This is a genomic window from Psychrobacter sp. W2-37-MNA-CIBAN-0211 (assembly GCF_040309405.1).
Classification (GTDB): domain Bacteria; phylum Pseudomonadota; class Gammaproteobacteria; order Pseudomonadales; family Moraxellaceae; genus Psychrobacter; species Psychrobacter glaciei.
On record NZ_JBEOOU010000007.1, the window covers coordinates 67,582 to 90,807 of the forward strand.

Genomic DNA, 23,226 nt, shown 5'->3' on the forward strand with positions numbered 1-23,226 from the left:
TTACAACACCCCAATCCCACTCAACAACAACTGCCCGCCAGCAAACACTAACAACACGCCAAACGCACGTTTAAGCATCAGCGCAGGCAATACATGGGCGAGCTTGGCACCGACTTTTGCCATCGCAAAGCTAGCCACTGAGATGCATAAAAATCCCGTGATATGGACAAACCCTATCGTACCCTCAGGGAGATTGACCACGTCTTGACCGAACCATGCAAACCCTGCCGCGCCAGCCAATGCAATCGGTAGACCGCAAGCCGCTGAGGTGCCGACCGATTGTTTCATCGGTAATCCCGCCCAGTTCAAAAACGGTACGGTCAAACTACCACCGCCAATACCGAAAATAGACGACGCCATACCAATACCCGTACCAGCACCAAACTGGATGCCAGCAGAGGGTAATGGCTTCCCCAACTGTTCTTTATTAGAGAAAAACAGCATCTTAATCGCCACTAAAAGCGCGCCGATACCGATAATAGCTTGTAGTACCTTACCGTCAATCATGTCCGCAACACCCGCGCCCACCAGACTACCGACGACCAGACCCAATGCCATTTTTCGCCATACTTCCCAGCGTACACCGCCGCGCTTATTATGAGCAGTGAGTGAGCTAATCGAGGTCACAACGATGGTCGCCAGTGACGTACCAATCGCCAAATGAGTGATCACTTCCGGTGAAAAATCATAAGCGGTAAAAATCCATACCAATGCTGGTACGATAATCATGCCACCACCCACGCCAAACAAACCAGCACTCACGCCAGCAAACGCCCCTGCAATCACAAACCACACATATAGCATCATCGAATTAGCCTTTTATTTTTCTTGTATTTTGAACGGTATTTTTATCTTACTGATTTGCCTGTTTATGCACTTAGTGACATCTTCTTAATTGCATTTGCCAAATCACACCCCAATCTTTATGCTGTCTGTTTGCGAAAACCGTCCAGTATATCAAAGATTATCCCAGCGACATTACTCAAGTAGAATAAACTTATGCCGATACTTAATCAATCATCTCACTCTGTGTCTGAGTCATTAATACTTGAGCATTTACCTGAGCTGAATCATCGCCATCTTACCAGTAGCGCGTCTACGAATAGCGAGCTAATAGCGGACGTACAAAATGGCACATTGAATGCGACCAAGATGCACCTGCTAACGGCTGAAACCCAAAGCGCTGGTCGCGGACAACACGGGCGCTCATGGCAATCACCGCGTGGTAATGTCTACCTGTCTCTCTATCATCCTGTTCACATACCGGTTAGCGGCTTACTGTCATTAATCATCGGTGTAGAGCTGGCAAAAATGCCTGTCATCCAAATGCTAAATGAGCAATTGCACACGGATGGACTAACGCCAATCGGCGTGAAGTGGGCAAATGATTTGGGCTTTTATCAAAGTCAAAATCAAGTTCAGACTGCCTTAGATAGCGCTGATGTGCATAATACGGAATTAGACCATCAGACGCTGCCGTTTAATAAACTTGCTGGGATTCTGATTGAACCCGTATCGCAAGCAGGCAAACTGGTTGGCGTGGTCATAGGTGTCGGTCTCAATGTCCAAGCCACTCCCAAGCTAACTGCGCAAACCTCTGAAGGCATGAGTTATCAAGCGATTAGCTTACAAGATATTGCTGAGACACTACAGCCAAAAGCGCAGGCTGCCAGTCTACCGAGCTTACGTGTGCTCTATCAGCAAATGAGTAAAGCGTTAATGGTTGCTATGACGCGCTTTGAGCACTTAAGTATAGAGAAACCAACGGGACATCGTTATTATCTGGATAGCTTTTTGAAGCAGTTTGACTCGATGGATGCACTGAGCGAACTGCGATTACGTGTGACCCAAGAGCATAACGGTCAAACGAATATACTCACGGGCCACGCTTGTGGTATCGATACACATGGATGTTTGCAATTGCGCCAAGATAACGGTAAGATTTCTGCACTTTTCACCGGACGCATCGACGTTATTCAAACGACTTAATCGTTTAATAAACGAGCACTAAAGTGCAGTAGCTATCAGGATAGGATGTTGATAATTGCTGCGCTATATAAAGGGAATTTTATGCTCTGGCTTGATCTTGGAAATACCCGCCTGAAATACTGGCTCACCGATGATATCGGTCAGATAGTCACACATGATGCCAAACAACATTTGCAGGCACCAGCCGAATTGCTGATGGGTCTGACGGATCGCTTTGAGCGTTTTGCTCCTGACTTTATTGGTATCTCGTCCGTACTAGGTGACGAGCTGAATGCCAAGGTGTCAGAGACCTTAAGCCGTCTAAATATTCCGTTTGAATTCGTCCATGTCGATGCCGCTCACACACTCATGAAGAGTCAATATAATGATGAGCAGCTCGGCTGTGATCGTTGGCTACAAATGCTGGGCGCGGTCGATAAGAAAAAGCGTCAATGTGTGATTGGTTGCGGTACAGCAGTGACGATTGATTTGATTGATCACGCTGAGCATTTGGGCGGTTATATTTTCCCCAGTATCTATCTGCAACGTGAGTCGTTGTTTTCTGGTACCAAACAAATCACCATCTCTAACGGGACGTTCGATAGTGTCGGCCAAGGTGTGACCACACAAGATGCGGTACATCGCGGCATACTATTATCAATCGTCGGTGCGATTAATGAGATTAGCCACCGTCATCCCAACTTTGAAGTCATCATGACGGGTGGTGATGCAGCCATTATCTCACAGCACGTCAACCGTCCTGTACGTCTGCGTGATGATTTATTATTAAATGGTCTGGCACGATATTTTGATCATAGTAAATAACTGACGTGCGTTGTCGTATTTTATAAAGTTAGAATAGAAAAAGCAGTACGCTTAAAACGTACTGCTTTTTTTGGTTTAAATACGACGGTTATCGTGCTGTAAATACAATCGGTACATCAACATTTCCCATTACTGCCTTTCCTTTTTTCAAGAAAGGCTTAAATCGAGCTTTGTACAGTTCTCTAATAGCCATTTTATCGATCCTTTCTACACCACTACTCTCAATCACTTTTATATTTTCAATACTGCCTTGCTTATCAACGCGTAATGACAAAACTATTTTTAAATCCGTTCTATCACAAGGCTTGATAGCAGCCCCATTTTCATCATAGGAACAATGAATTAAATATCTATCTATGGGGTTATGACGAATAGCACAATCGAATATCGGCGGTTTCAGCCAGCTAGCATCTCGAGTAGAGAGCTGAATAACAGGTTCAGGATTAGACAAGTCAACCAGCTCTGCTTGTGCAGGCGTGACACTGGCTGTCATCGTAAAAAATGTAAACAAAGCGACTAACAGGCTATTAGCACCGATAGATTTTATGTTGGTTAGTAAGGAAGAAACGGTATTAAAGTCTGGCTTGGTATGTGATGTATGGGTCATTGTAAAATTCTTTTATTTCAGTCATTAAAAAGTGCCACGCTATGAGAAATATAACGTAGCACATTTTTAGATTTTAAAATAAAATTATTCGATAAAAGTTAACTTTTAAATCGTAGTTACATTTTATTTAGTCTCGCTTTATTTGGTCTCGTTAAACAGCTCACGACCGACTAGCATACGACGGATTTCACTGGTACCTGCGCCAATCTCATATAGCTTAGCATCGCGCCAGTAGCGACCAAGTGGATACTCATTGGTATAGCCATTGCCGCCAAATATTTGAATACCTTCACCTGCCATCCAAGTAGCTTTTTCGGCACACCATAAAATCACACTGGCACAGTCTTTACGCACTTCTCGACTATGACCAGCACCACGCGCGTCCAACATGTCGAGGTTTTTACCCACGGTGTACAAGAAGCTACGACCTGCTTGCAATATCGTATACATGTCCGCAACTTTGCCTTGGATAAGCTGGAACTCACCGATGGCTTGACCGAACTGCTTACGATCATGGATATAAGGCACGACATTGTCCATCACTGCTTGCATGATGCCGATAGGACCTGCAGCCAATACGGCACGCTCATAATCTAGGCCACTCATCAATACCTTAACACCTTCATTGAGACCGCCTAAGATATTTTCGCTCGGCACGGTCACATTGTTAAAGGTCATTTCGCCAGTATGGCTACCACGCATGCCGAGCTTATCTAGCTTTTGCGCTGTACCAAAGCCTTCCATACCTTTTTCAACGATAAAGGCTGTCATGCCTTTGCCGCCTAGCTCAGGATTGGTCTTCGCGTAGACCACCATCACATCCGCATCTGGGCCATTGGTGATCCACATTTTAGTACCGTTTAACACATAGCTACCGTCTTTCTCTTCAGCTCTGAGCTTCATGCTGACGACATCTGAGCCGGCACCCGTTTCACTCATAGCCAATGCACCGATGAATTCACCGCTGACCAGCTTTGGTAAGTATTTTTGTTTTTGTGCTTCACTGCCGTTACGTTTGATTTGGTTGATACATAGGTTTGAGTGCGCACCATAGCTTAGCGCTACCGATGCCGAAGCACGGCTAATCTCTTCCATCGCGACCATATGTGCGACGTAGCCCATGTTAGATCCGCCGTATTCTTCAGGAACGGTAATACCATGCAGACCGATATCACCCATCTTTTGCCACAGATCCATTGGGAATTCATCGCTGCTATCAATCTCGGCAGCACGTGGGGCAATTTCATTGGTTGCAAACTGCTGCACCATATCGCGTAATGCATCAATATCTTCGCCAAGCTGAAAATTCAATCCAGGTAAACTCATAACTATTCCTTGTGTTTTGATATTTTTAAATTTCGATTTTTAATCTTTTTTTAAAACCACTATAACTGTATTTATAATGTCATTTTTGCAGTCATAGTCAATTCAATGTGAAAGTCTGACAAGGCAACCGAGTGTAGATGTATATTGAATACTTCAAGCGAGGTTAACGCTGTCACACTTTTATAGTGGATTGACTATACTTGTTAAGACTGACGTTTATTGATGATGGCACGTGCCACGTTTGAGCCATTTGGACGCTTTAAAAACGCACTGATACGCTCGCCTGCCACGACCAATTTATCCAAATCAATACCAGTACTGATACCCATACCATGCAGCATATACACCACATCTTCGGTCGCCACATTACCTGTTGCGCCTTTGGCATAAGGACAGCCACCCAGTCCAGCCACTGAGGTATCAAATTCGCTAACACCCATTTGTAGTGCCGCTAAAGTATTGCTCAATGCTTGACCATAAGTATCATGAAAATGACCCGATAGCATAGAGATATCAGCATATTCTAATGCAGCTTGTATCGCGCGCTGCACCTTGAGTGGCGTACCAACACCAATGGTATCGGCAATGCCAATTTGCTCAGCCCCAATCTCTACCAGACGCTTGGTCACATACGCTACTTGGCTTGGGTCAATGTCACCTTCATAAGGACAACCAACCGTACATGAAATCACGCCGCGTACTTTGATACCCTGCGCTTTTGCCGCAGCAGCTACTGGTGCAAAGCGCTCGATACTCTCGTCAATACTACAGTTGATATTCTTTTGGCTAAAGGCTTCACTAGCTGAGCCGAAAATAACGATTTCATCAGGACGGTGCAAAATAGCATTTTCAAAACCGCGCATATTAGGCACTAGGACTGAATAGCAAACCTCCGTCTGCCGTGTCGGTGCTAGCGCGTCAAGCAGCGCGCTATTATCACCCATTTGTGGTACCCACTTTGGCGAGACAAAGCTTGTTGCTTCCAGCTTTTTGATACCTGCCGCAATCAAATCGTTGATAAGCGTTTGCTTAACCTCAGTCGGTACCGTCGTTGACTCGTTTTGCAAGCCATCGCGTGGACTGACATCAACGATGGTGACGTGTTTTGGGTATGCATTTTTCATACTTATCATCCTTTTTAATGCTCGCCTTTCTATAGTCGATTCAATTTAAAAATAATATCGTATTGCCGGGATAGATTTTGCGAAGCCTCTGGAGCGCGAAGCGCGCAGCAAGCGAGGAAAATGTATACCAGTAGAAAGCTATTTTGAACGTACTTCTTTTATATTGCACTGACTATATTATTCTTCCGTCAGCTATTCGCTTTCAGTATCAATGCGTAATAACTCGTCACCATCAGCGACCAAGTCACCTGCTGCAAATAGCAATTCTGCCACCACACCATCTGTCGGTGCAGTGATGGTATGTTCAATTTTCATGGCCTCGATGACGGCAAGTGGCTCGCCTTTTTTAACAGTATCGCCAACCGCCACTTTAAAGGCAACAACCTGTCCTGGCATCGGTGATTTTAAACTGCCGACCGCTGCGGACTCTTCGCCCACGTGCGCCATAATATCAACAAGCGTAATCTCGTCACGGCCACTGTCTGTGAACACATAGACCGTCTCATTAAGCACCCAGCTTTGTGCGCTAGTACGTGCACCATCTAACCATAACGTATGATTGTGTTCGTCACTGCTGACATAGCCCACTTGACCTTCATAAACTGTTTCGGTCTGAGCAGCTACATTGATATTGCTATTATCCTGTGTATTCGCGACTTCTTTTTCAATAACGAGCGTAAAGCTACTAAGATTATCGCTACCCTTTTTACTATCAGAACAATTCGCATTGTGCCAGTTGCTCATTCGGGCCGTATAAGCACTCTCATCATAAACTAAGCTAAATGAGCGAGTGTAATCATTATAAGCACGGAAGCCGGTAAGTTTGCTAAATGGATCGATATCTGACTCTTGCATCGCCATTTCGCTCGCAAGCTGACGAGTAATAGCGGTCACAACGAGCATCGATAAGGCTAAAGGCTGCTGGTTAAAAATAGCATCACGCTCATGCTCAATCAATGCAGTATCGAGATTGGCTTTACTAAAAGATTCTGTATTTAAAATATAGCGTAAAAATGCCGCGTTATTCGGCAAACCTACAATACGCGTTTGGGCAAGTGCTCGATCGAGCTTGGCTAATGCTTGCTCTCGCGTCGGCGCATGAACGATGAGCTTGGCAATCATAGAGTCATAAAACGGGCTGATTACATCACCTTCGCGCACGCCATCATCGATACGCACGCCAGTACCATTTTTATCAATCATAAAGGTGCTGTGTTCAGGTTTTTGATACGTAAACAACGTACCTGTCGCTGGCAAGAAGCTGTTGTCAGGGTTTTCGGCGCAGATGCGCGCCTCAATTGCATGACCGTTGATAGTTAGGTCGGCTTGGGTTTTTGGCAATGGCTGACCTGCCGCGACTAAAAGCTGCCACTCAACTAAATCGACACCAGTAATCGCTTCACTGACTGGATGCTCAACCTGCAACCGCGTATTCATCTCCATGAAATAAAAATTCATAGAATCTTCACGCTGCTCAACGATGAACTCGACCGTGCCTGCGCCAACATAATCGACTGCACGAGCCGCTTCGATAGCAGCGGTTCCCATCGCTTCACGCATCGCAATATCAACACCCGGTGCGGGCGCTTCTTCTAATACTTTTTGATGGCGGCGCTGTACGGAACAATCACGCTCAAATAAATGCACATAGTTGCCATGCGTATCGCCAAATACTTGGATTTCGATATGGCGCGGTTTTAAGGCGTATTTTTCAACCAACACTTTATCATCACCAAAACTGGTAATGGCTTCACGGCGACATGAGTCTAATAAATCCACAAAGTCGCGACTTTGCTCCACGATACGCATGCCTTTACCGCCGCCACCTGCACTGGCTTTGATTAATACTGGATAGCCGATACTATCGGCTTGCTGCTGCAAAAATTCTGCATCTTGATTGTCACCATGATAGCCCGGTATCAATGGCACGCCAGCTGTTTCCATCAACCGCTTGGATTCAGACTTGCCGCCCATGGCTCGGATAGCATCAGCCGATGGACCAATAAATATCAGTCCTGCATCCTGACAGGCTTGCGCAAAATCAGCATTTTCGCTCAAAAACCCATAACCCGGATGAATCGCTTGTGCGCCAGTCTCAAGCGCTATCGCAAGAATGGCATCGCCTTTTAGGTAGCTGTCTTTCGGTGCCGAGCCGCCCAAATAGATAGCCTCATCACAGACAGCCACATGCTTAGCTTCACGATCCGCATCAGAATAAACAGCGACGGTGCTGACACCCAGACGCTTGGCAGTAGCTGCAACACGGCAGGCAATTTCACCACGGTTGGCGATTAGAATTTTAGAAAACATAACTATCCCTGTGTCTTGTCGTTGTTATTTGACGTCTTGTCTATTTACCCATTTATATCGTTAGTCTGCTGTCAGCCAATCAGGTTTACGCTTTTGCAAAAAGGCTTGCACGCCCTCTTTGCCTTGCTCTGATGAGCGGATATCAGCGATACCTTTGACCGTATCAGCAATCAGTTCATCTGTAATAGGTGCACCAGCGACATCGTGTAATAGCTGCTTGCAGGTTTTTACCGCATCAGGGCTGTTTTTGACGACCTTATTACAGAACGCAGCTACTTCATCACTTAGCCACTCTTCGCTAACACGCTCATGGATAAAGCCAAGCTGACGTGCTTTTTTGGCATCAAATACTTCAGCACTTAAGAAATAACGCTGCGACGCTCTAGCACCTAGTGCTCGGATGACATAAGGGCTAATCGTTGCAGGGGCTAAACCCAAACACACTTCACTTAAGCAGAAGTTTGCAATTTTGACAGCGATGGCCACATCACAAGCAGCCACTAATCCCATGCCACCGGCATAAACATCGCCTTGAATAGCCGCAACTGTTGGTTTTGGGCACTCGTAAATAGTTTTAAGCATCTGTGCCAATTTATCTGCGTCTGCTAGGTTTTCCTCATAGCTATAGTCAGCCATGGCGCGCATCCAATTGAGATCAGCACCTGCACAAAAGGCCTTACCAGCAGCCGCTAGCACAATGACACGTACCTCATCATCAACACCAAGCGTATTGAATGCATCAGTTAGCTCAGCAATCATTTCATCATTAAAGGCATTACGTATCTCAGGGCGGTTTAATGTCACCGTAGCCACGTGCTGTTCGACTTTAACCAATAAGCTTTTATAATTTTTATCACTGTCTTTTTGCATAACTTTCTCTATATTTTTTATGTAAATACTTAAACCAACGCTTGGTCAATCCATAATAATGTTAATACAAGGAAACCGAATGTAGATGTACAAATCGTACTTCAAATGAGGTTGATGCAGTAGTAGCTTATTATGGGAAGGCCTTAAAATTATTACATTCTAAAAACACCAAAAGTCGTCTCTTCGATCGGAGCGTTATAGGCAGCGCTCAATCCCAATGCCAATACATGTCGCGTATCAGCAGGGTCAATCACGCCATCATCCCACATACGTGCCGTCGCATAATATGGATGACCTTGCTCTTCATACATTTCACGAATCGGCGCTTTAAATGCGGCTTCGTCCTCATCACTCCACGCTTCGCCTTTGCGATCAAAATTATCACGTTTGACCGTTGCTAGTACCGAGGCGGCTTGCTCGCCGCCCATCACCGAGATACGGGCATTTGGCCACATCCATAAGAAACGCGGGCTATAAGCGCGACCACACATACCGTAGTTACCAGCGCCGAACGAACCACCAACGATAACCGTGAATTTTGGCACTTTTGCATTGGCGACTGCCATCACCATCTTGGCACCATGACGGGCAATGCCTTCGTTTTCATATTTGCGACCGACCATAAAGCCCGTGATATTTTGAAGAAATACCAATGGGATTTTGCGTTTACAGCACAGCTCAATGAAGTGTGTTCCTTTTTGTGCTGACTCACTAAATAAGATACCGTTGTTGGCGATGATACCAACAGGCATCCCTTCAATATGAGCAAATCCGCAAACCAGCGTCGTGCCAAAGCGTGATTTAAATTCATCAAAAGCACTGTCATCGACGATACGAGCAATGATTTCTTTGATATCAAATGGCTTGCGCTTGTCCGTTGGAATGACGCCATATAGCTCTTTGGCATCATAGCGTGGTGGACGCGGTTTAATTTGATTGGGCACTTGCTTCGCAGGACGATTTAGATGGCTAACGATGTTGCGCGCAATCGACAACGCATGGGTATCGCTTTGTGCTAAGTGATCGACGACCCCTGACAGACGGGTATGTACATCGCCGCCGCCCAAATCTTCGGCAGTGACTTCTTCGCCTGTCGCTGCTTTTACCAGTGGCGGACCACCCAAGAAGATAGTGCCTTGCTCTTTGACGATAATAGATTCATCGCTCATGGCAGGCACATACGCACCGCCAGCGGTACAGCTGCCCATGACCACGGCAATCTGCGGAATACCCGCGGCACTCAGGTTAGCTTGGTTAAAAAAGATACGGCCGAAATGCTCTTTATCAGGGAATACATCATCTTGGTTCGGTAAGTTTGCACCACCTGAATCAACTAGGTAAATGCACGGTAGATGATTTTCTTGCGCAATTTCTTGCGCTCGTAGATGCTTTTTGACCGTCATTGGATAGTACGTTCCGCCCTTTACTGTGGCGTCATTACAGACAATCATACACTCAATACCATTGATACGGCCAATACCCGCAATCACGCCAGCCGCTGGAATCTCTTCGCCATACATATCATGTGCGGCCATCGGTGCCACTTCTAAAAATGGTGTACCCACATCAAGCAAACGCTCGACACGCTCACGAGGCAAAAGTTTGCCACGGGCTAAATGCTTGGCTCGTGCGCGCTCTGAGCCGCCTTGAGCGACTTTACGCAAGTGTACATACAAGTCATCGACTATCTCTTGCATCGCGGCACTGTTTTGCTGAAAGTCGCTTGAGTTTGGACTCAGTTTACTGGTTATGATAGCGCTCATGATATCCCTTTTCTTTAATACGTAGATGCGAGTAGCTTTTTATGCAAATTATTCTAGCTACTGGTTATTTTAGTCTGGATTCGTATTCTTATTCATATAGTCAGTTCAATTTATAATCGATACAGCGAGATTTGGATGAATTTTTTGTAGCCTCTGTCGGCGTAGGCACAGCAAGCTAGAAAAATTAATACAAGTCTCGCGTTATACCATAACGTATTTATTCCACTTGGTATCGACCATAACTTTTAATAAATTAGACATAATAGTCAGATTAACTATAATCCCAGCTCTTCTTTCATCTGCTCAATGATTTTATATTTCTGAATTTTGCCAGTGATGGTCATTGGATATTCAGTGACAAAGCGATAGTAAGCTGGCACTTTATAATGAGCAATATGCTCACTACAGAATTGGCGTACTTCTTCTTCAGTCAAACAGCCAGCTTCTTTAGGGATAATCCACGCAGCCAATACTTCGCCATACTTTTTATCAGGAATACCGACGATTTGCACATCACGAATCTTTGGATGACGATAAAGGTAGTTTTCAATTTCTACTGGATAGATATTTTCTCCACCACGGATGACCATGTCTTTACTACGGCCAACGATTTTGACATAGCCATCTTCATCCATGGTTGCCAAATCACCCGTATGCATCCAGCCATCTTGGATGGCTTCGCGCGTTTTAAAGCGACTGCCCCAGTAGCCTTTCATCACTGAATAACCACGCGTGAGTAGCTCGCCTGTTTCGCCCAGCGCCACGATTTCACCCGTTGCGGTATCGATTACTTTAACTTCAAGTGCAGGCTGTACCAACCCCACCGTCGATACTTGCTTATCAAGCGGCGTATGCTCATTGGTCTGGCAAGATACTGGACTGGTCTCTGTCATACCATATGCAATGGTGACTTCACTCATGTGCATCTTATCGATGACTCGGCGCATGACCTCAATCGGACAGCTAGAGCCAGCCATAATGCCCGTTCGCAGGGTCGATAAATCAAAGTTTTTAAACTCAGGATGGTCGAGCTCTGCGATAAACATCGTTGGCACGCCATGTAGACCTGTGCACTTCTCTTCTTCAACTGCTTGCAATACGGTCAATGGCTCAAACCCATCGTTCGGATAAACGATACAGCCGCCATGCGTGAGAATCGCTAGGTTGCCAAGCACCATACCAAAACAATGATACAACGGTACTGGAATGCACAGTCTGTCCTCTTCAGTGAGATTCATAGCCTCGCCGATAAAGTAACCGTTGTTAAGAATATTGCGATGGCTTAGAGTTGCCCCTTTTGGCGTACCAGTCGTACCACTGGTGAACTGCACATTGATGGCATCCGTATTTTTGAGCTGGGCTTGACGCTCTGCAACACGTGGATCGTTGGCATCGCCTTCCGCCATCCATGCAGAGAATTTCTGCATAAACCCAAAGGTCTCTTCCGACTCTGGCTCATCAATCCAAATGATACGCTCAATCGTCGGAATCTCAACCAAATCAAGCTGCGTATAGTCTTTATGATAAATCTCAGGGCACAGCTCGCGGATTAAACTGGCGTAATCACTGCTTTTGAAGTGACGCATAAGCACGAGCGCTGAGCAGCCCAATTTATTCAAGGCATATTGCAGCTCAAAAGTACGGTAGGCAGGATTGATATTGACGAGGATAACACCGACTTTTGCCGTCGCTAATTGCATGAGCAACCATTCAGCATTGTTGTGTGACCAGATGCCGATGCGATCGCCAATCTCAAGCCCCATCTCAATCATACTACTGGCCAGCTGATTAACATGCTGCTGTAGCTCACGATATGTCCAGCGGATGTTTTGATGGCGCACGACCAGTGCTTCGCGCTCTGGATATTTAGAGACAATAGCATCAAAGAAATCACCGATAGTCGCTTCAATCAGCGGCACATCAGGACCTTTGTCATAGCTTTGGGTAAGCGGTGCATTCGCTGAGCGTGCGCCCATGTTGATACTAGGAATATTATTTAAAATAGCATCAAAATCAACGTGAGTCGCGTTCAAATCGGAATGTTGAGTCATAACGAGTCCTTTCGTTTTACTTTTTATAGTATTTATAGATAGTGCTTATTGATAGCCTGTGGGCAAGCTTTCTTCCTTGATCAGGTCTTACATAGCATTCAGCTACTATAACGCCATCAATGAAAGCGTGTCAACAATATCAATACAGTATGTATCATTTAATTAGTCATTAAATACTTGCACTTGGTAAAAGGTAGCATAGAATCATGGCAAATATTTGACATAAAAAAGCCAACCATACAATTGGTATTATGGTTGGCCTCTTTAGCAATTAACGGTATCAATGCTTGATAGTTGCACTGCATAATCCTTTCACACTGGATAATGGCTACTGCTCAAAATGATGCCAAATTACTCTAGACCCAACTCCTCTATCATTTGCTCAACGATTTTGTATTTCTGAATTTTTCCAGTCACGGTCATCGGATATTCATTGACGAAGCGAAAATAGGTCGGCACTTTATAATGAGCAATATGATCCTGACAGAACTGCTTTACCTCTTCTTCACTTAAGCTGTTCGGCTCTTTTGCAATAATCCACGCTGCAAGCACTTCACCGTACTTTTTATCAGGAATGCCAACGATTTGTACATCGCGAATCTTAGGATGACGATAGAGATAGTTCTCGATTTCTACGGGATAGATGTTTTCACCGCCACGAATAACCATATCTTTACTGCGACCAACCACAGTGATATAGCCATCTTCGTCCATCACTGCTAAATCACCAGTATGCATCCAGCCATCAGAGATTGCGTCGCGTGTCTTAGAGCGGCTGCCCCAATAGCCTTTCATGACGGCATAGCCATAGGTCAGTAGCTCGCCCGTCTCGCCAATCGGGACGACATTGCCTGTTTCAGTATCAACGATTTTAACCTCAAGCGCTGGCAGCACCATCCCGACGGTAGAGACTCTTTTTTCGAGTGGGGTTTGTGAGCTGGTCTGACAAGACGCTGGACTGGTTTCGGTCATACCATACGCAATAGTGACTTCGCTCATGTGCATCTTATCCATGACACGGCGCATGACTTCTATCGGACAGCTAGAGCCACCCATGACGCCTGTACGCAAGCTGGTCAAATCAAAACTATCAAAATCTGGATGATCAAGCTCCGCGATAAACATCGTCGGCACACCAAGCAAGGCGGTGCATTTCTCCTCTTCGACCGTTTGCAATACGGTCAGCGGATCAAAACCATCATTAGGATAAACGGCGCAACCACCATGGGTTAAAATGGCTAAATTACCACCCACCATGCCAAAGCAATGATAAAGCGGCAATGGAATGCATAGCCTATCATCGCAGGTCAGCTTCATTCCTTCGCCAAGAAAATAGCCATTATTGAGGATATTGCGATGGCTTAAGGTGGCACCTTTTGGCGTACCTGTCGTCCCACTGGTAAACTGCACACTGATAGCATCGGTGTTCTTAAGCTGGGCTTGGCGCTCAGCTACACGTGGATCATCGGCATCACCCTCTGCCATCCATGCAGAGAACTTTTGCATAAAATTAAAGTCTTCGTCAGAGTCTGGCTCATCAATCCAAATGATGCGTTCAATCGTTGGAATCTCGACCAAATCAAGTTGTTGATAATTCTTATGATAAATTTCAGGACATAGCTCGCGAATCATTTGCGTATAGTCACTGGTTTTAAAATGACGCATCAACACCAATGCCGAGCAGCCCAATTTATTCAGCGCATATTGCAGCTCAAAAGTTCGATAAGCAGGATTGATATTGACAAGGATAACACCGACTTTTGCCGTGGCTAATTGCATCAACAGCCATTCAGCATTGTTATGCGACCAAATAGCGATACGATCACCGATCTCAAGCCCCATCTCAATCATGGCACTCGCTAACTGATTGACTTTCTGCTGTAGCTCGCGATATGTCCAGCGGATATTTTGATGGCGAGAAACCAAGGCTTCACGCTCAGGGTATCTACTAACAATGGCATCGAAAAAATCACCGATGGTCGCCTCAATCAATGGTACATCAAGTCCTTTATCATGGCTTTGGGTGAGTGGCGCATTTGCTGAGCGTGCGCCTATATCAACCTTGGGAACATTATTGAGAATACTGTCATTATTAGTACGGTCAAAGTCAGAAACTTGAATCATAACGAATCCTTTCGTTTTGCTGTTTAATATGTTTTATCAGAGCGGTAATAGACTACGTAGGCAAATGCCATATTCTTCCTTAAATACTCTTTGTCACCATAGACTATAATTGAATCACGCCCTAGCCAATATAGCGCCTTAAATGAAAGCCTGTCAATCATATAGATACAGTACGTATCGATTATAGTTGAGATAAAAAGTAACAGCCATAAAAAAGCCAGCGCTGCATTAAGATGGCAACACTGGCTATGTTTTATAATGCTTTTACAATTAGGCTTTATCCGTTAGGCTTTAAGCACTGCAGGTGCTTTGATCGTTACCGTTGCGCTGACTGCATCACTATCATTAAGCAAGTCCATGACCAGCTCTTCATCACTTTCCATCTTGACCTGCCAGTTGCCAGTCGCTTGCGGCACACCTGTTACCATGACAGAGATTGCTTTGTTTTTCAGGCGAATCATGGGCGGTTTATGCTCATAGCCACTGTGTTCATGACCTAAGATATCATCAGCGATGGTAGCAGCCTGTGCGCGTAATGGAGCCACGTAACGACAAGGCACGCCATCGATAGACATGCAGTCACCAATCGCATAAATATTGGCTGTACTGGTACGCAATGTTGGCGCATCCACCACGATACCAGTGCGACGATTGAACTCGACGCCAGCAGCAGCAGGCAGCTTATCATCGACCGTCAGACCTGTACTGGCAATCACATGATCTACGATGAGCGGTTCAATTGGCTCAACAGTCGTACTGTCTGTCGCTGATGCTAGCGCCTCATAACTGACTTGTAGCTTTCCATCACTGATACGAGTAATAGCAGATACTTGATAACCCCCTAAAAAGTTAATCCCTTGCGACTTGACCGCTTGAGCGATACGAGCCGTCGCTTTTGGCGGTAGCATTTGTGATAGTGGTGCATCGTTTAAATCAATGAGTGTCACCTGATGACCAGCTTTGAGTAAGTCTTCGGCAATTTCTGTCCCAACCATACCCGCGCCGACGATGGCAACGTGCTGGCTACCTGTTGCGAGCTTTTCTTGCAACTGTCCAAAACGCTCAATATGATTGACGTGCCAGACTAGATCCTCTGGTAAACTTTTTGGGAAGATAGGATGCGCACCCATCGCCAGTACTAACTTGCCATAACTGATCGTGGCATAATCCGTGTTGGCTGGATCTGAGCGCTGTGCAGAGACCAATTGCAGCTGTTGAATGGTCGTGTCAACACCCGTCACTTGCGTGTTGGCTAGTAGCTTAATATTTGCAGCTTCTGCAGCATCAACACCAGTGGCTCTTACTAAGTCTGCCGCACTTTTCTTTTGGCTAATGGCCATGGTCAGCATTGGTTTATGATAACGATCACCACTATCAGCTGTCACCAAAGTAATCGGAATGTCTTTGTCTTTCGCACGAATGGCATCAACCACATGCCAGCCTGCCAAACCTGCACCAACGATGACAATACCGTTGTTTAATACTTCTGAGTTTTCAGCGCTCATATTAGCTCCAATATAAATAAGAGATTATTTTAGTTGTTAGAATATTGACCGCCATTGTATCAGTAAACAGCCATTCACTCATCTACTCACTTGTATAGCCAATCATATCGATATGACTATGAAATGCATCAAGCTATCACGCACAAAAAAAGCGCCTATTCATTAATAGACGCTTTGTATTTCATAAAGCTACATAATAAGCGCGGTATAAATGGTTAGTGATTGAGAATCTTTGATAAGAACTGCTGCGCACGCTCACTTTTCGCGCCTTCAAAGAATTCATCCTTACTACAGTTTTCTACAATATGACCTTCATCCATAAAGATAATACGATTGGCTACTTGACTGGCAAAGCCCATTTCGTGCGTCACACACATCATCGTCATGCCATCACGAGTCAGCTCTACCATGACATCAAGCACTTCTTGAATCATCTCAGGATCGAGTGCTGAGGTTGGCTCATCGAACAACATCGCTATGGGATCCATCGCGAGCGCACGAGCAATTGCGACTCGCTGCTGTTGACCACCTGATAGTTCAGCAGGATATTTATTGGCTTGAACGGTCAACCCTACTCGATCTAGATACGCCATCGCCTTTTTCTTGGCCTCGCTCTCTTTACGGCCCAACACTTTGATTTGCGCGACCATTAAATTATCGATGATGGTTAAGTGAGGAAATAGCTCAAAATGCTGAAACACCATGCCGACACGGCTACGTAGCTTAGGTAAGTTGGTTTTTGGATCACCGACAGAGATGCCGTTGACCATGATATTGCCTTTTTGGAAAGGCTCTAGCCCATTCACGGTCTTGATCAAGGTGGACTTACCGCTACCCGATGGACCACAGACCACGACGACATCGCCTTTGTGGACATGAGCGGTACAGTCAGTCAGTACCTGAAAGTCGCCGTACCACTTGCTAACGCTATCTATCTCAACGACCATCTCACTGCTAGCATGACCACTATTTGTGACCAGTCCACCAAAGTCATTTGTAAACGTTTTAGCATCATTCATCATTGGCTCCTAGCCTTATTCTTAATCTTAATCTTGCCCAATTGCAGTCGTGCAAAATATATTAATAATTAACGCAGTTAAATTTTGAAAGAGTTAGAGTCTACCCAATGAGATCAGACAATCATGCATTGATCGACTCTAACGCTTAACAGTCCTTTACTAAAACCTTAACCTTTTCTGTACGCGTTGTACGCCGACTGAAGCTGCCAAGCTTAGGACAAAGTACACCGCTCCAGCACCCAAGATATAAGGCGTCAATAGTCCCATTAGCTCACCACGTACGTATGCCGCTCGGAAGAAGTCAGTCAGACCAATAGCGAACACTAAAGTCGTATCTTGGAATAAGATAATACATTGCTGCAATATGAGCGGCAGCATCTTGCGAAAGGCTTGTGGCAAAATAACCAAACGCATTGTTTGCCCATAAGTCATGCCCAATGCTTTAGCCGCATTAACCTGACCACTACCGATAGACTGAATACCCGCACGGACGACTTCTGAGAAGTAAGCCGCTTCGAACATCATAAACGCGACAACACAAGAGGCAAAGGCTGCATCTAGTTGTAAGTACTTACCCGCTATCCAAAAATAAATCATCGGAACGGCAAAGTAGAACCACAGTAGCACCAACAGTAACGGTACGGATCTAAAATAATTAACATACAGCTTAGCGGGAATCTCTAATGCTTTGATACCTGATAAGCGCATGAGCGCCAATACGGTACCTAAGCTGATACCACCGATGATAGCCAAAAACAGGACTTTTAGCGTGGTAATCATCCCACCCATTAAGCCTGGATACGCGGTCGCAAGTTCGGTCATCATACTCATTTCTGACTCCCTGCGATAAGCCCTGGTACTCGTAATTTACGCTCGATCAAACCCATAATAGCGATTAGCGAGAGATTAAAGACGAGATAAATAATCGTCGCATAAGTATAAATCTCAAGGCTATTCTGTGTGTACTCGCTGATGGTTTTGGTTTGACTGATGAGCTCCATGACGCCAACCAGCGAGGCGACAGAGGCATTTTTAAAACAGTTGGTCAGCTCAGAGCTGAGCGGCGGTAAGATAATACGGAATGCTTGTGGTAGCAGTACTTGTTTATAAGCTTGTGGAATAGTGAAGCCTAGCGCATACGCCGCGTTTACTTGTCCTTTTGGTAGCGACTCAATACCGGTACGCACTTGCTCGACGATACGAGCTGCTGTAAACAGTCCTAAACCAATACTGGCTGAGAGCATCGCGGATGTATTCGGCGACAAATCTCTAAACCACCATTCTTGTAACGCTGGTGTCAACCAACCAGGTGCCACATAAAACCAAAAAAATAGCTGCACAAGCAGCGGAATATTACGAAAAAAGGTCACATAAGCGGTGCCAATGCGACGAGCTGTTTTGTTAGGTAAGGTACGCATGATACCGAAGACAGTACCGACGACCATCGCGATGGTCCAAGCAATACTACCAATCAGTAATAACCAGCCAAGACCAGTAATCATCCAGTGGATATACAGCTCGTTGCCAATACCCGTATGCTCAAAGAGCACACCCCAGTTCCAGCTATAATTCATGATTGTCTCTCCGAACAGCGATTGAAAAACTTACGTGTCAGATGAACGATGAGTCCGATCTGAACACGTAAGCAAGCTAGATTGAAGGACAAATACTACTGTGCAACTGCTACTTTAGGCTGATCGCTATCATGTGGATTGGCGATAAGTGCTTTTAAGTTGTCTGACATCTCAAAGTTCAAGTTGACGTTCTTTGGTGGAATTGGGTTTAGGAACCACTTGTCATAGATGCTATTGATTTCGCCTGAGCTAAAGGTTTTGTTCAGCGCGTCGTTTACGACTGTTTTGAATTCAGGATCGTCTTTACGCATCATACAACCATAAATCTCAAATGATTGCGGCGTACCAACGATGACCCACTCATCAGGATTTTTAGCTTTGGCTTTTTCGCCTGCTAGCAATACATCATCCATCATAAACGCATCAGCACGGCCGCTCTCTAACATCAAGAAACCTTCGCCATGATCTTTAGCAGAGATGATATCGGTATCCATCTTTTTCTCATCATTGTACTGACGAATATAACGCTCTGATGTGGTACCAGCGGTAGTTACTAGGCGCTTACCTTTTAGGTCTTCAAAGTCTTTGATACCAGAGTCTGCTTTGGTCAATAGACGGGTGCCAATCTCAAAGAAACCATTAGAGAAAGCCACTTGCTCTTGACGCTCGACGTTATTGGTTGTTGAACCACACTCGAAGTCGACCGTGCCGTTTTGAACCAAAGGAATACGAGTTTGTGAGGTGATGAGGTTATAACGAACTTCTAGATCTGGCATGTTGAGTTTTTCTTTAATACCCTCAACCACTTTCATCTCTAGATCATGCGCATAGCCCATAGGCTGGTTAGGATCATCGGCAACATATGAAAAAGGAATAGAAGAGTCACGATAGCCGACAACGATGGTGCCAGAGTCTTTAATTTTTTGTAGCGTACCGTTCATAGTCTCTGAAGTCGCTGCATCATCTGCTGGCGCGTCAGTGCTGGTTTGGCTGCTGTTATTACAGCCTGTTAGGCCCAATGCCATTAACACAGCTAAAGTCAACGGTTTGGAAAATGAGTAGGTCATGAAATACATCCTTTTATCACAAGATTAAATGAGTGCTTGGACGACATAGGTCTGGCTGACCTGACTGCCCCGCATCCGTACGGTTGTTGCTATTGTTTAACACAATGCAACTTAATGTTACTGTACAACAAATTCACGGTAGAGGGTGATTTTTTTTTGAGGGAAGTGTTATTTTGGAATCTATTTATTTTTTGGTTAAAGTTCGATGGCTCACAGCTATTACACCACCACAGAGGTTCACAGATATCTGACGAACCTATAAGAGCACTTATCGATCACTATTACCCATAAGTGATAAAACAGTATGGTAACTGTGATTGATAAATCAGCAGTAATCCCCATAAAGCTAACAACTTCTTAATACTATAAATGACTTATGACACAAGATACTCAAGTCCCAAATACGGACAGCCAAACTGCTGGCAATCATAATGACAACGACGTACGCCAACGTTTTTTTATTGAAGATTCGCCTGTACGCGGTGATGTGGTACGCCTATCACGCAGCTATGCAAGCACGATTGCCCAAAAGCCCTACCCTGAAGCCATCAAACGCCTATTGGGCGAGATGTTGACGGCAGCGAGTTTGCTTATCAGTACGGTCAAAATCAATGGTCGCCTCTCTATTCAGTTGCAATCATCAGACAGCGATAGCTTGCTGAATTGGGCGATGGCAGAATGCGATCAAGACGGTATCATCCGTGCGCTTGCCAGCTGGAAGGGCGAGACTGATGAGCAAGTGCAAGCTTGGAATGATATGACCCATGCCAAAGAAGCGTTTGCTGAGCTGGGCGCGACTGGACAAGGCGTGTTGTTTATCAACATTCAGCCTGAGGGCGGCGAGCCATATCAAGGTATCGTCGAGCGTAGCCATGATAATTTGGCAGACTGCTTGGCACATTATCAGAAGCAATCTGCACAGATTCCGACGTTGATTAACCTTGCATCTGACGGCTTGCAAGCGGGCGGTATATTGGTACAAATGCTACCGCGTACGGCTGAAGAAACGGCTGAAGTCGAGCAAAATGAAGATGCTGGTATTGATGATGATTTATGGACGCGTTTGTCTGTATTGACGCGTACGGTCAAGCCAGAAGAGCTGACGACGCTGGATGCCAACGAGATTTTGTATCGCTTGTATCATGAAGAAAACATCGTGGCACCCGACCCTGCTCCCCTAGCATTTGGTTGCACCTGCTCGCGCGAAAAATGCGAGATGGCAATCGAACAAATCGGTGAAGCAGAGGCTTTAGACATCGTCGAAGAGCAAAACGGGACATTTGAGATGGATTGCGGATTTTGCGGTGAAGTCTATAAGTTCAATAAAGATGATGTAGCAGCGATATTCGCTGAGTAAATTTTTCATCACTATGGATTAGCCTTTATAGAAACACAAAACCCCTCAAGTGTGATGCTTGAGGGGTTTTGTGTTTGAGAGGCCGTATATTTTACAACCTCAAATGCTGTAAAAATTTGAGGTTATAATCCTCTACACTGCCACATCTAAACTTCTAGGGTAAGAATATATGCGCGTTCTACCAGCATAGTCACTTCGTCCATTATCGAGCAACCATTCAACGACTTGCTCGCGCACCCGTCTACTATGAATTAGGTTCATATGATTGACGCCATAAAATATTGCTTTGTGACCGTCTGGTACAAACAAAGCATGCTCGACATCATCCTCGCCCAGCGCTGATGCGACCGATACCAAGCTGTCCCCTAGCAAATCTGTCACTTTAGACTCGTAATGCGTCTCAATCAAAGCACTGGCGACAAAATAGGTTTTGATACCACTTGGCAACCGTGCAGGGTGGCGAAAGTCTTGCGGCAGCACATTACGACCTTCTAGAGAATTCCAGTCAGCATCACGAATACTGCCGTGACGCAAATCAATGATACCCGCACTACGCATATCACCAAGCTTGGCAAGCGAGCCTGCAAATGGTAGCTTGGCGATGATGTCTTGCACATAATTACCAATACGCTCCAGCACGGCGCCATGATGCGGCGAGCCTAGCGTGATGAGATTGCCCACTCGTTTTATCCAGTCTAGGCGCTCTTGCTCGCCATAAAACAGCGCGCTACGAGAGACCAAGCCGCCCATACTATGACCGATCAAATCTATCTGACTGATATTGGGGTTATTGTCGACCAAATCTTGTAATAATTGACAGAATTTACGACCGCTGCGTGAGATACGTCTGCCTGTATTGTAGTCCAAGTACAACACTGTCGTATCAGGCTGACTGGTATGAATGGCCACGCCTAAGTCATTACTTTCTTGAGCTTGCCAGCTTAAGTGACTCATACATAGACCATGGCACAAAATAGCGACACGCCCTGATAGCGTTTCGCGTTGTAGATTGCCGTCTCTGTCGTATAACACCATCGGAACAGCAAGCGCATTGTCATTATTAACGAGGTGATCACCCATGACGCCATTGATGATATTGACCAATTTCTTTAAAGAATCTGGCAATGGTCGTGAGCTTTTTTGATCGATCGCCCTTTTATAGATGCGTAGTACTGATGCGAGATTATTACCAACCATCAGCATAATATGGCGTATCGTCCCATAAATGCGTCCAGTGATACCACGTTGCCAATTGTTAACATTGCCTTCGTTAAAACGCCCTAGAGGACGCAAAATAACCTCACGGTGGATGGCTTCTACGATGTCAGTGACTTCAACCACACCCATCGTCGCCAGCTGGGCTAAGCCCTCAAAAAAATCAGCCAGAGAGACAGGCTCACGCAGCGTCGTCACATTATTATCATCTGCCAACAATTTGACCAGCTCATCGACATCGATGGCTTCAAGTTGATCTATTTGCTCGTACAAATCACCGTGCAGCGGCGGCATGCTATCGTCTGAGACAAAATGCGCCTCAAGTTCATGACGGCTGCGGGCATTACTGTAAGCGCTATCAGGGATAACACTGTCAGCATAAGATAAATTTGGACGATTCATAATATTGAAACATTCAGCAAAGGGGATAGTTTTACATACTATCCTTTAAATGAGACAAATAGAAGGGAAATGATTTGACTTTCGGGTACGTTTCTTAGCAAATAACTTAATAATTTTAT

18 protein-coding genes are annotated in these 23,226 nt (G+C 45.2%); 3 read left to right on the forward strand and 15 right to left on the reverse strand.

Translation table 11 applies throughout. From position 1 onward, the window contains the following. The gene (locus AAEY72_RS08695) at window positions 1-804 is read right to left on the reverse strand and encodes a sulfite exporter TauE/SafE family protein (protein WP_352310262.1); all 804 of its coding nucleotides are present in this window, start codon (window positions 802-804) and stop codon (window positions 1-3) included. Between the two features lie 195 nt (window positions 805-999). Between AAEY72_RS08695 and AAEY72_RS08700 the strand changes: the two genes are divergently transcribed. Beyond that, window positions 1,000-1,989 carry a biotin--[acetyl-CoA-carboxylase] ligase gene (locus tag AAEY72_RS08700; RefSeq protein WP_352310227.1) on the forward strand — a complete coding sequence of 330 codons (990 nt, stop codon included), beginning with the start codon at window positions 1,000-1,002 and terminating at the stop codon, window positions 1,987-1,989. An 81-nt stretch (window positions 1,990-2,070) separates the two neighbouring features. Beyond that, window positions 2,071-2,793, forward strand: a complete 723-nt coding sequence (locus AAEY72_RS08705) for a pantothenate kinase (protein ID WP_352310228.1) — start codon at window positions 2,071-2,073, stop codon at window positions 2,791-2,793. A gap of 88 nt (window positions 2,794-2,881) precedes the next feature. Here the strand turns inward: AAEY72_RS08705 and AAEY72_RS08710 are convergent, their stop codons facing one another. From AAEY72_RS08710 to AAEY72_RS08770, 13 genes are all read right to left on the reverse strand, one after another. Further along, window positions 2,882-3,400, reverse strand: coding sequence for an energy transducer TonB (locus AAEY72_RS08710; protein WP_352310229.1), 519 nt, complete (start codon window positions 3,398-3,400; stop codon window positions 2,882-2,884). Window positions 3,401-3,538: 138 nt separating this feature from the next. Next, entirely contained in the window at window positions 3,539-4,726 is a 1,188-nt protein-coding gene (locus AAEY72_RS08715) for an isovaleryl-CoA dehydrogenase (RefSeq protein ID WP_194363649.1), read from the reverse strand. Between the two features lie 203 nt (window positions 4,727-4,929). Beyond that, window positions 4,930-5,850 carry a hydroxymethylglutaryl-CoA lyase gene (locus AAEY72_RS08720; protein WP_352310230.1) on the reverse strand — a complete coding sequence of 307 codons (921 nt, stop codon included), beginning with the start codon at window positions 5,848-5,850 and terminating at the stop codon, window positions 4,930-4,932. Between the two features lie 192 nt (window positions 5,851-6,042). Then, window positions 6,043-8,160, reverse strand: coding sequence for an acetyl/propionyl/methylcrotonyl-CoA carboxylase subunit alpha (locus tag AAEY72_RS08725; protein ID WP_352310231.1), 2,118 nt, complete (start codon window positions 8,158-8,160; stop codon window positions 6,043-6,045). A gap of 60 nt (window positions 8,161-8,220) precedes the next feature. Continuing rightward, window positions 8,221-9,030: an enoyl-CoA hydratase/isomerase family protein gene (locus AAEY72_RS08730; RefSeq protein ID WP_352310232.1), complete on the reverse strand. Its 810-nt coding sequence runs from the start codon at window positions 9,028-9,030 to the stop codon at window positions 8,221-8,223. A 152-nt stretch (window positions 9,031-9,182) separates the two neighbouring features. Next, window positions 9,183-10,793 (reverse strand): carboxyl transferase domain-containing protein, encoded by a 1,611-nt coding sequence (locus AAEY72_RS08735; RefSeq protein WP_352310233.1) that lies wholly within the window; start codon window positions 10,791-10,793, stop codon window positions 9,183-9,185. 275 nt (window positions 10,794-11,068) lie between these two features. Beyond that, window positions 11,069-12,844 (reverse strand): AMP-binding protein, encoded by a 1,776-nt coding sequence (locus tag AAEY72_RS08740; RefSeq protein WP_352310234.1) that lies wholly within the window; start codon window positions 12,842-12,844, stop codon window positions 11,069-11,071. 351 nt (window positions 12,845-13,195) lie between these two features. Continuing rightward, on the reverse strand, window positions 13,196-14,968 hold the full coding sequence (locus AAEY72_RS08745) for an AMP-binding protein (protein WP_352310235.1): 1,773 nt from the start codon (window positions 14,966-14,968) through the stop codon (window positions 13,196-13,198). Between the two features lie 284 nt (window positions 14,969-15,252). Further along, window positions 15,253-16,473, reverse strand: coding sequence for an FAD-dependent oxidoreductase (locus AAEY72_RS08750; RefSeq protein ID WP_352310236.1), 1,221 nt, complete (start codon window positions 16,471-16,473; stop codon window positions 15,253-15,255). A 215-nt stretch (window positions 16,474-16,688) separates the two neighbouring features. Continuing rightward, complete coding sequence (locus tag AAEY72_RS08755; protein WP_037033768.1) at window positions 16,689-17,420, reverse strand: amino acid ABC transporter ATP-binding protein; 732 nt, start codon at window positions 17,418-17,420, stop codon at window positions 16,689-16,691. A 231-nt stretch (window positions 17,421-17,651) separates the two neighbouring features. Beyond that, the gene (locus tag AAEY72_RS08760) at window positions 17,652-18,323 is read right to left on the reverse strand and encodes an ABC transporter permease subunit (protein ID WP_352310237.1); all 672 of its coding nucleotides are present in this window, start codon (window positions 18,321-18,323) and stop codon (window positions 17,652-17,654) included. Next, window positions 18,320-19,066, reverse strand: a complete 747-nt coding sequence (locus tag AAEY72_RS08765; protein WP_110921780.1) for an amino acid ABC transporter permease — start codon at window positions 19,064-19,066, stop codon at window positions 18,320-18,322. Before AAEY72_RS08765 ends, AAEY72_RS08760 begins: the two co-directional genes overlap by 4 nt. A 95-nt stretch (window positions 19,067-19,161) precedes the next feature. Next, window positions 19,162-20,133, reverse strand: a complete 972-nt coding sequence (locus tag AAEY72_RS08770; protein WP_194620796.1) for a glutamate/aspartate ABC transporter substrate-binding protein — start codon at window positions 20,131-20,133, stop codon at window positions 19,162-19,164. A 376-nt stretch (window positions 20,134-20,509) separates the two neighbouring features. On the opposite strand from AAEY72_RS08770, the gene hslO reads away from it, so the two are divergent. Further along, entirely contained in the window at window positions 20,510-21,490 is a 981-nt protein-coding gene (gene hslO, locus AAEY72_RS08775; protein ID WP_352310238.1) for an Hsp33 family molecular chaperone HslO, read from the forward strand. Between the two features lie 132 nt (window positions 21,491-21,622). Here hslO and AAEY72_RS08780 read toward each other — a convergent pair whose 3' ends face one another. Continuing rightward, window positions 21,623-23,107, reverse strand: coding sequence for an esterase/lipase family protein (locus AAEY72_RS08780; RefSeq protein ID WP_352310239.1), 1,485 nt, complete (start codon window positions 23,105-23,107; stop codon window positions 21,623-21,625). Window positions 23,108-23,226 lie beyond the last annotated feature (119 nt).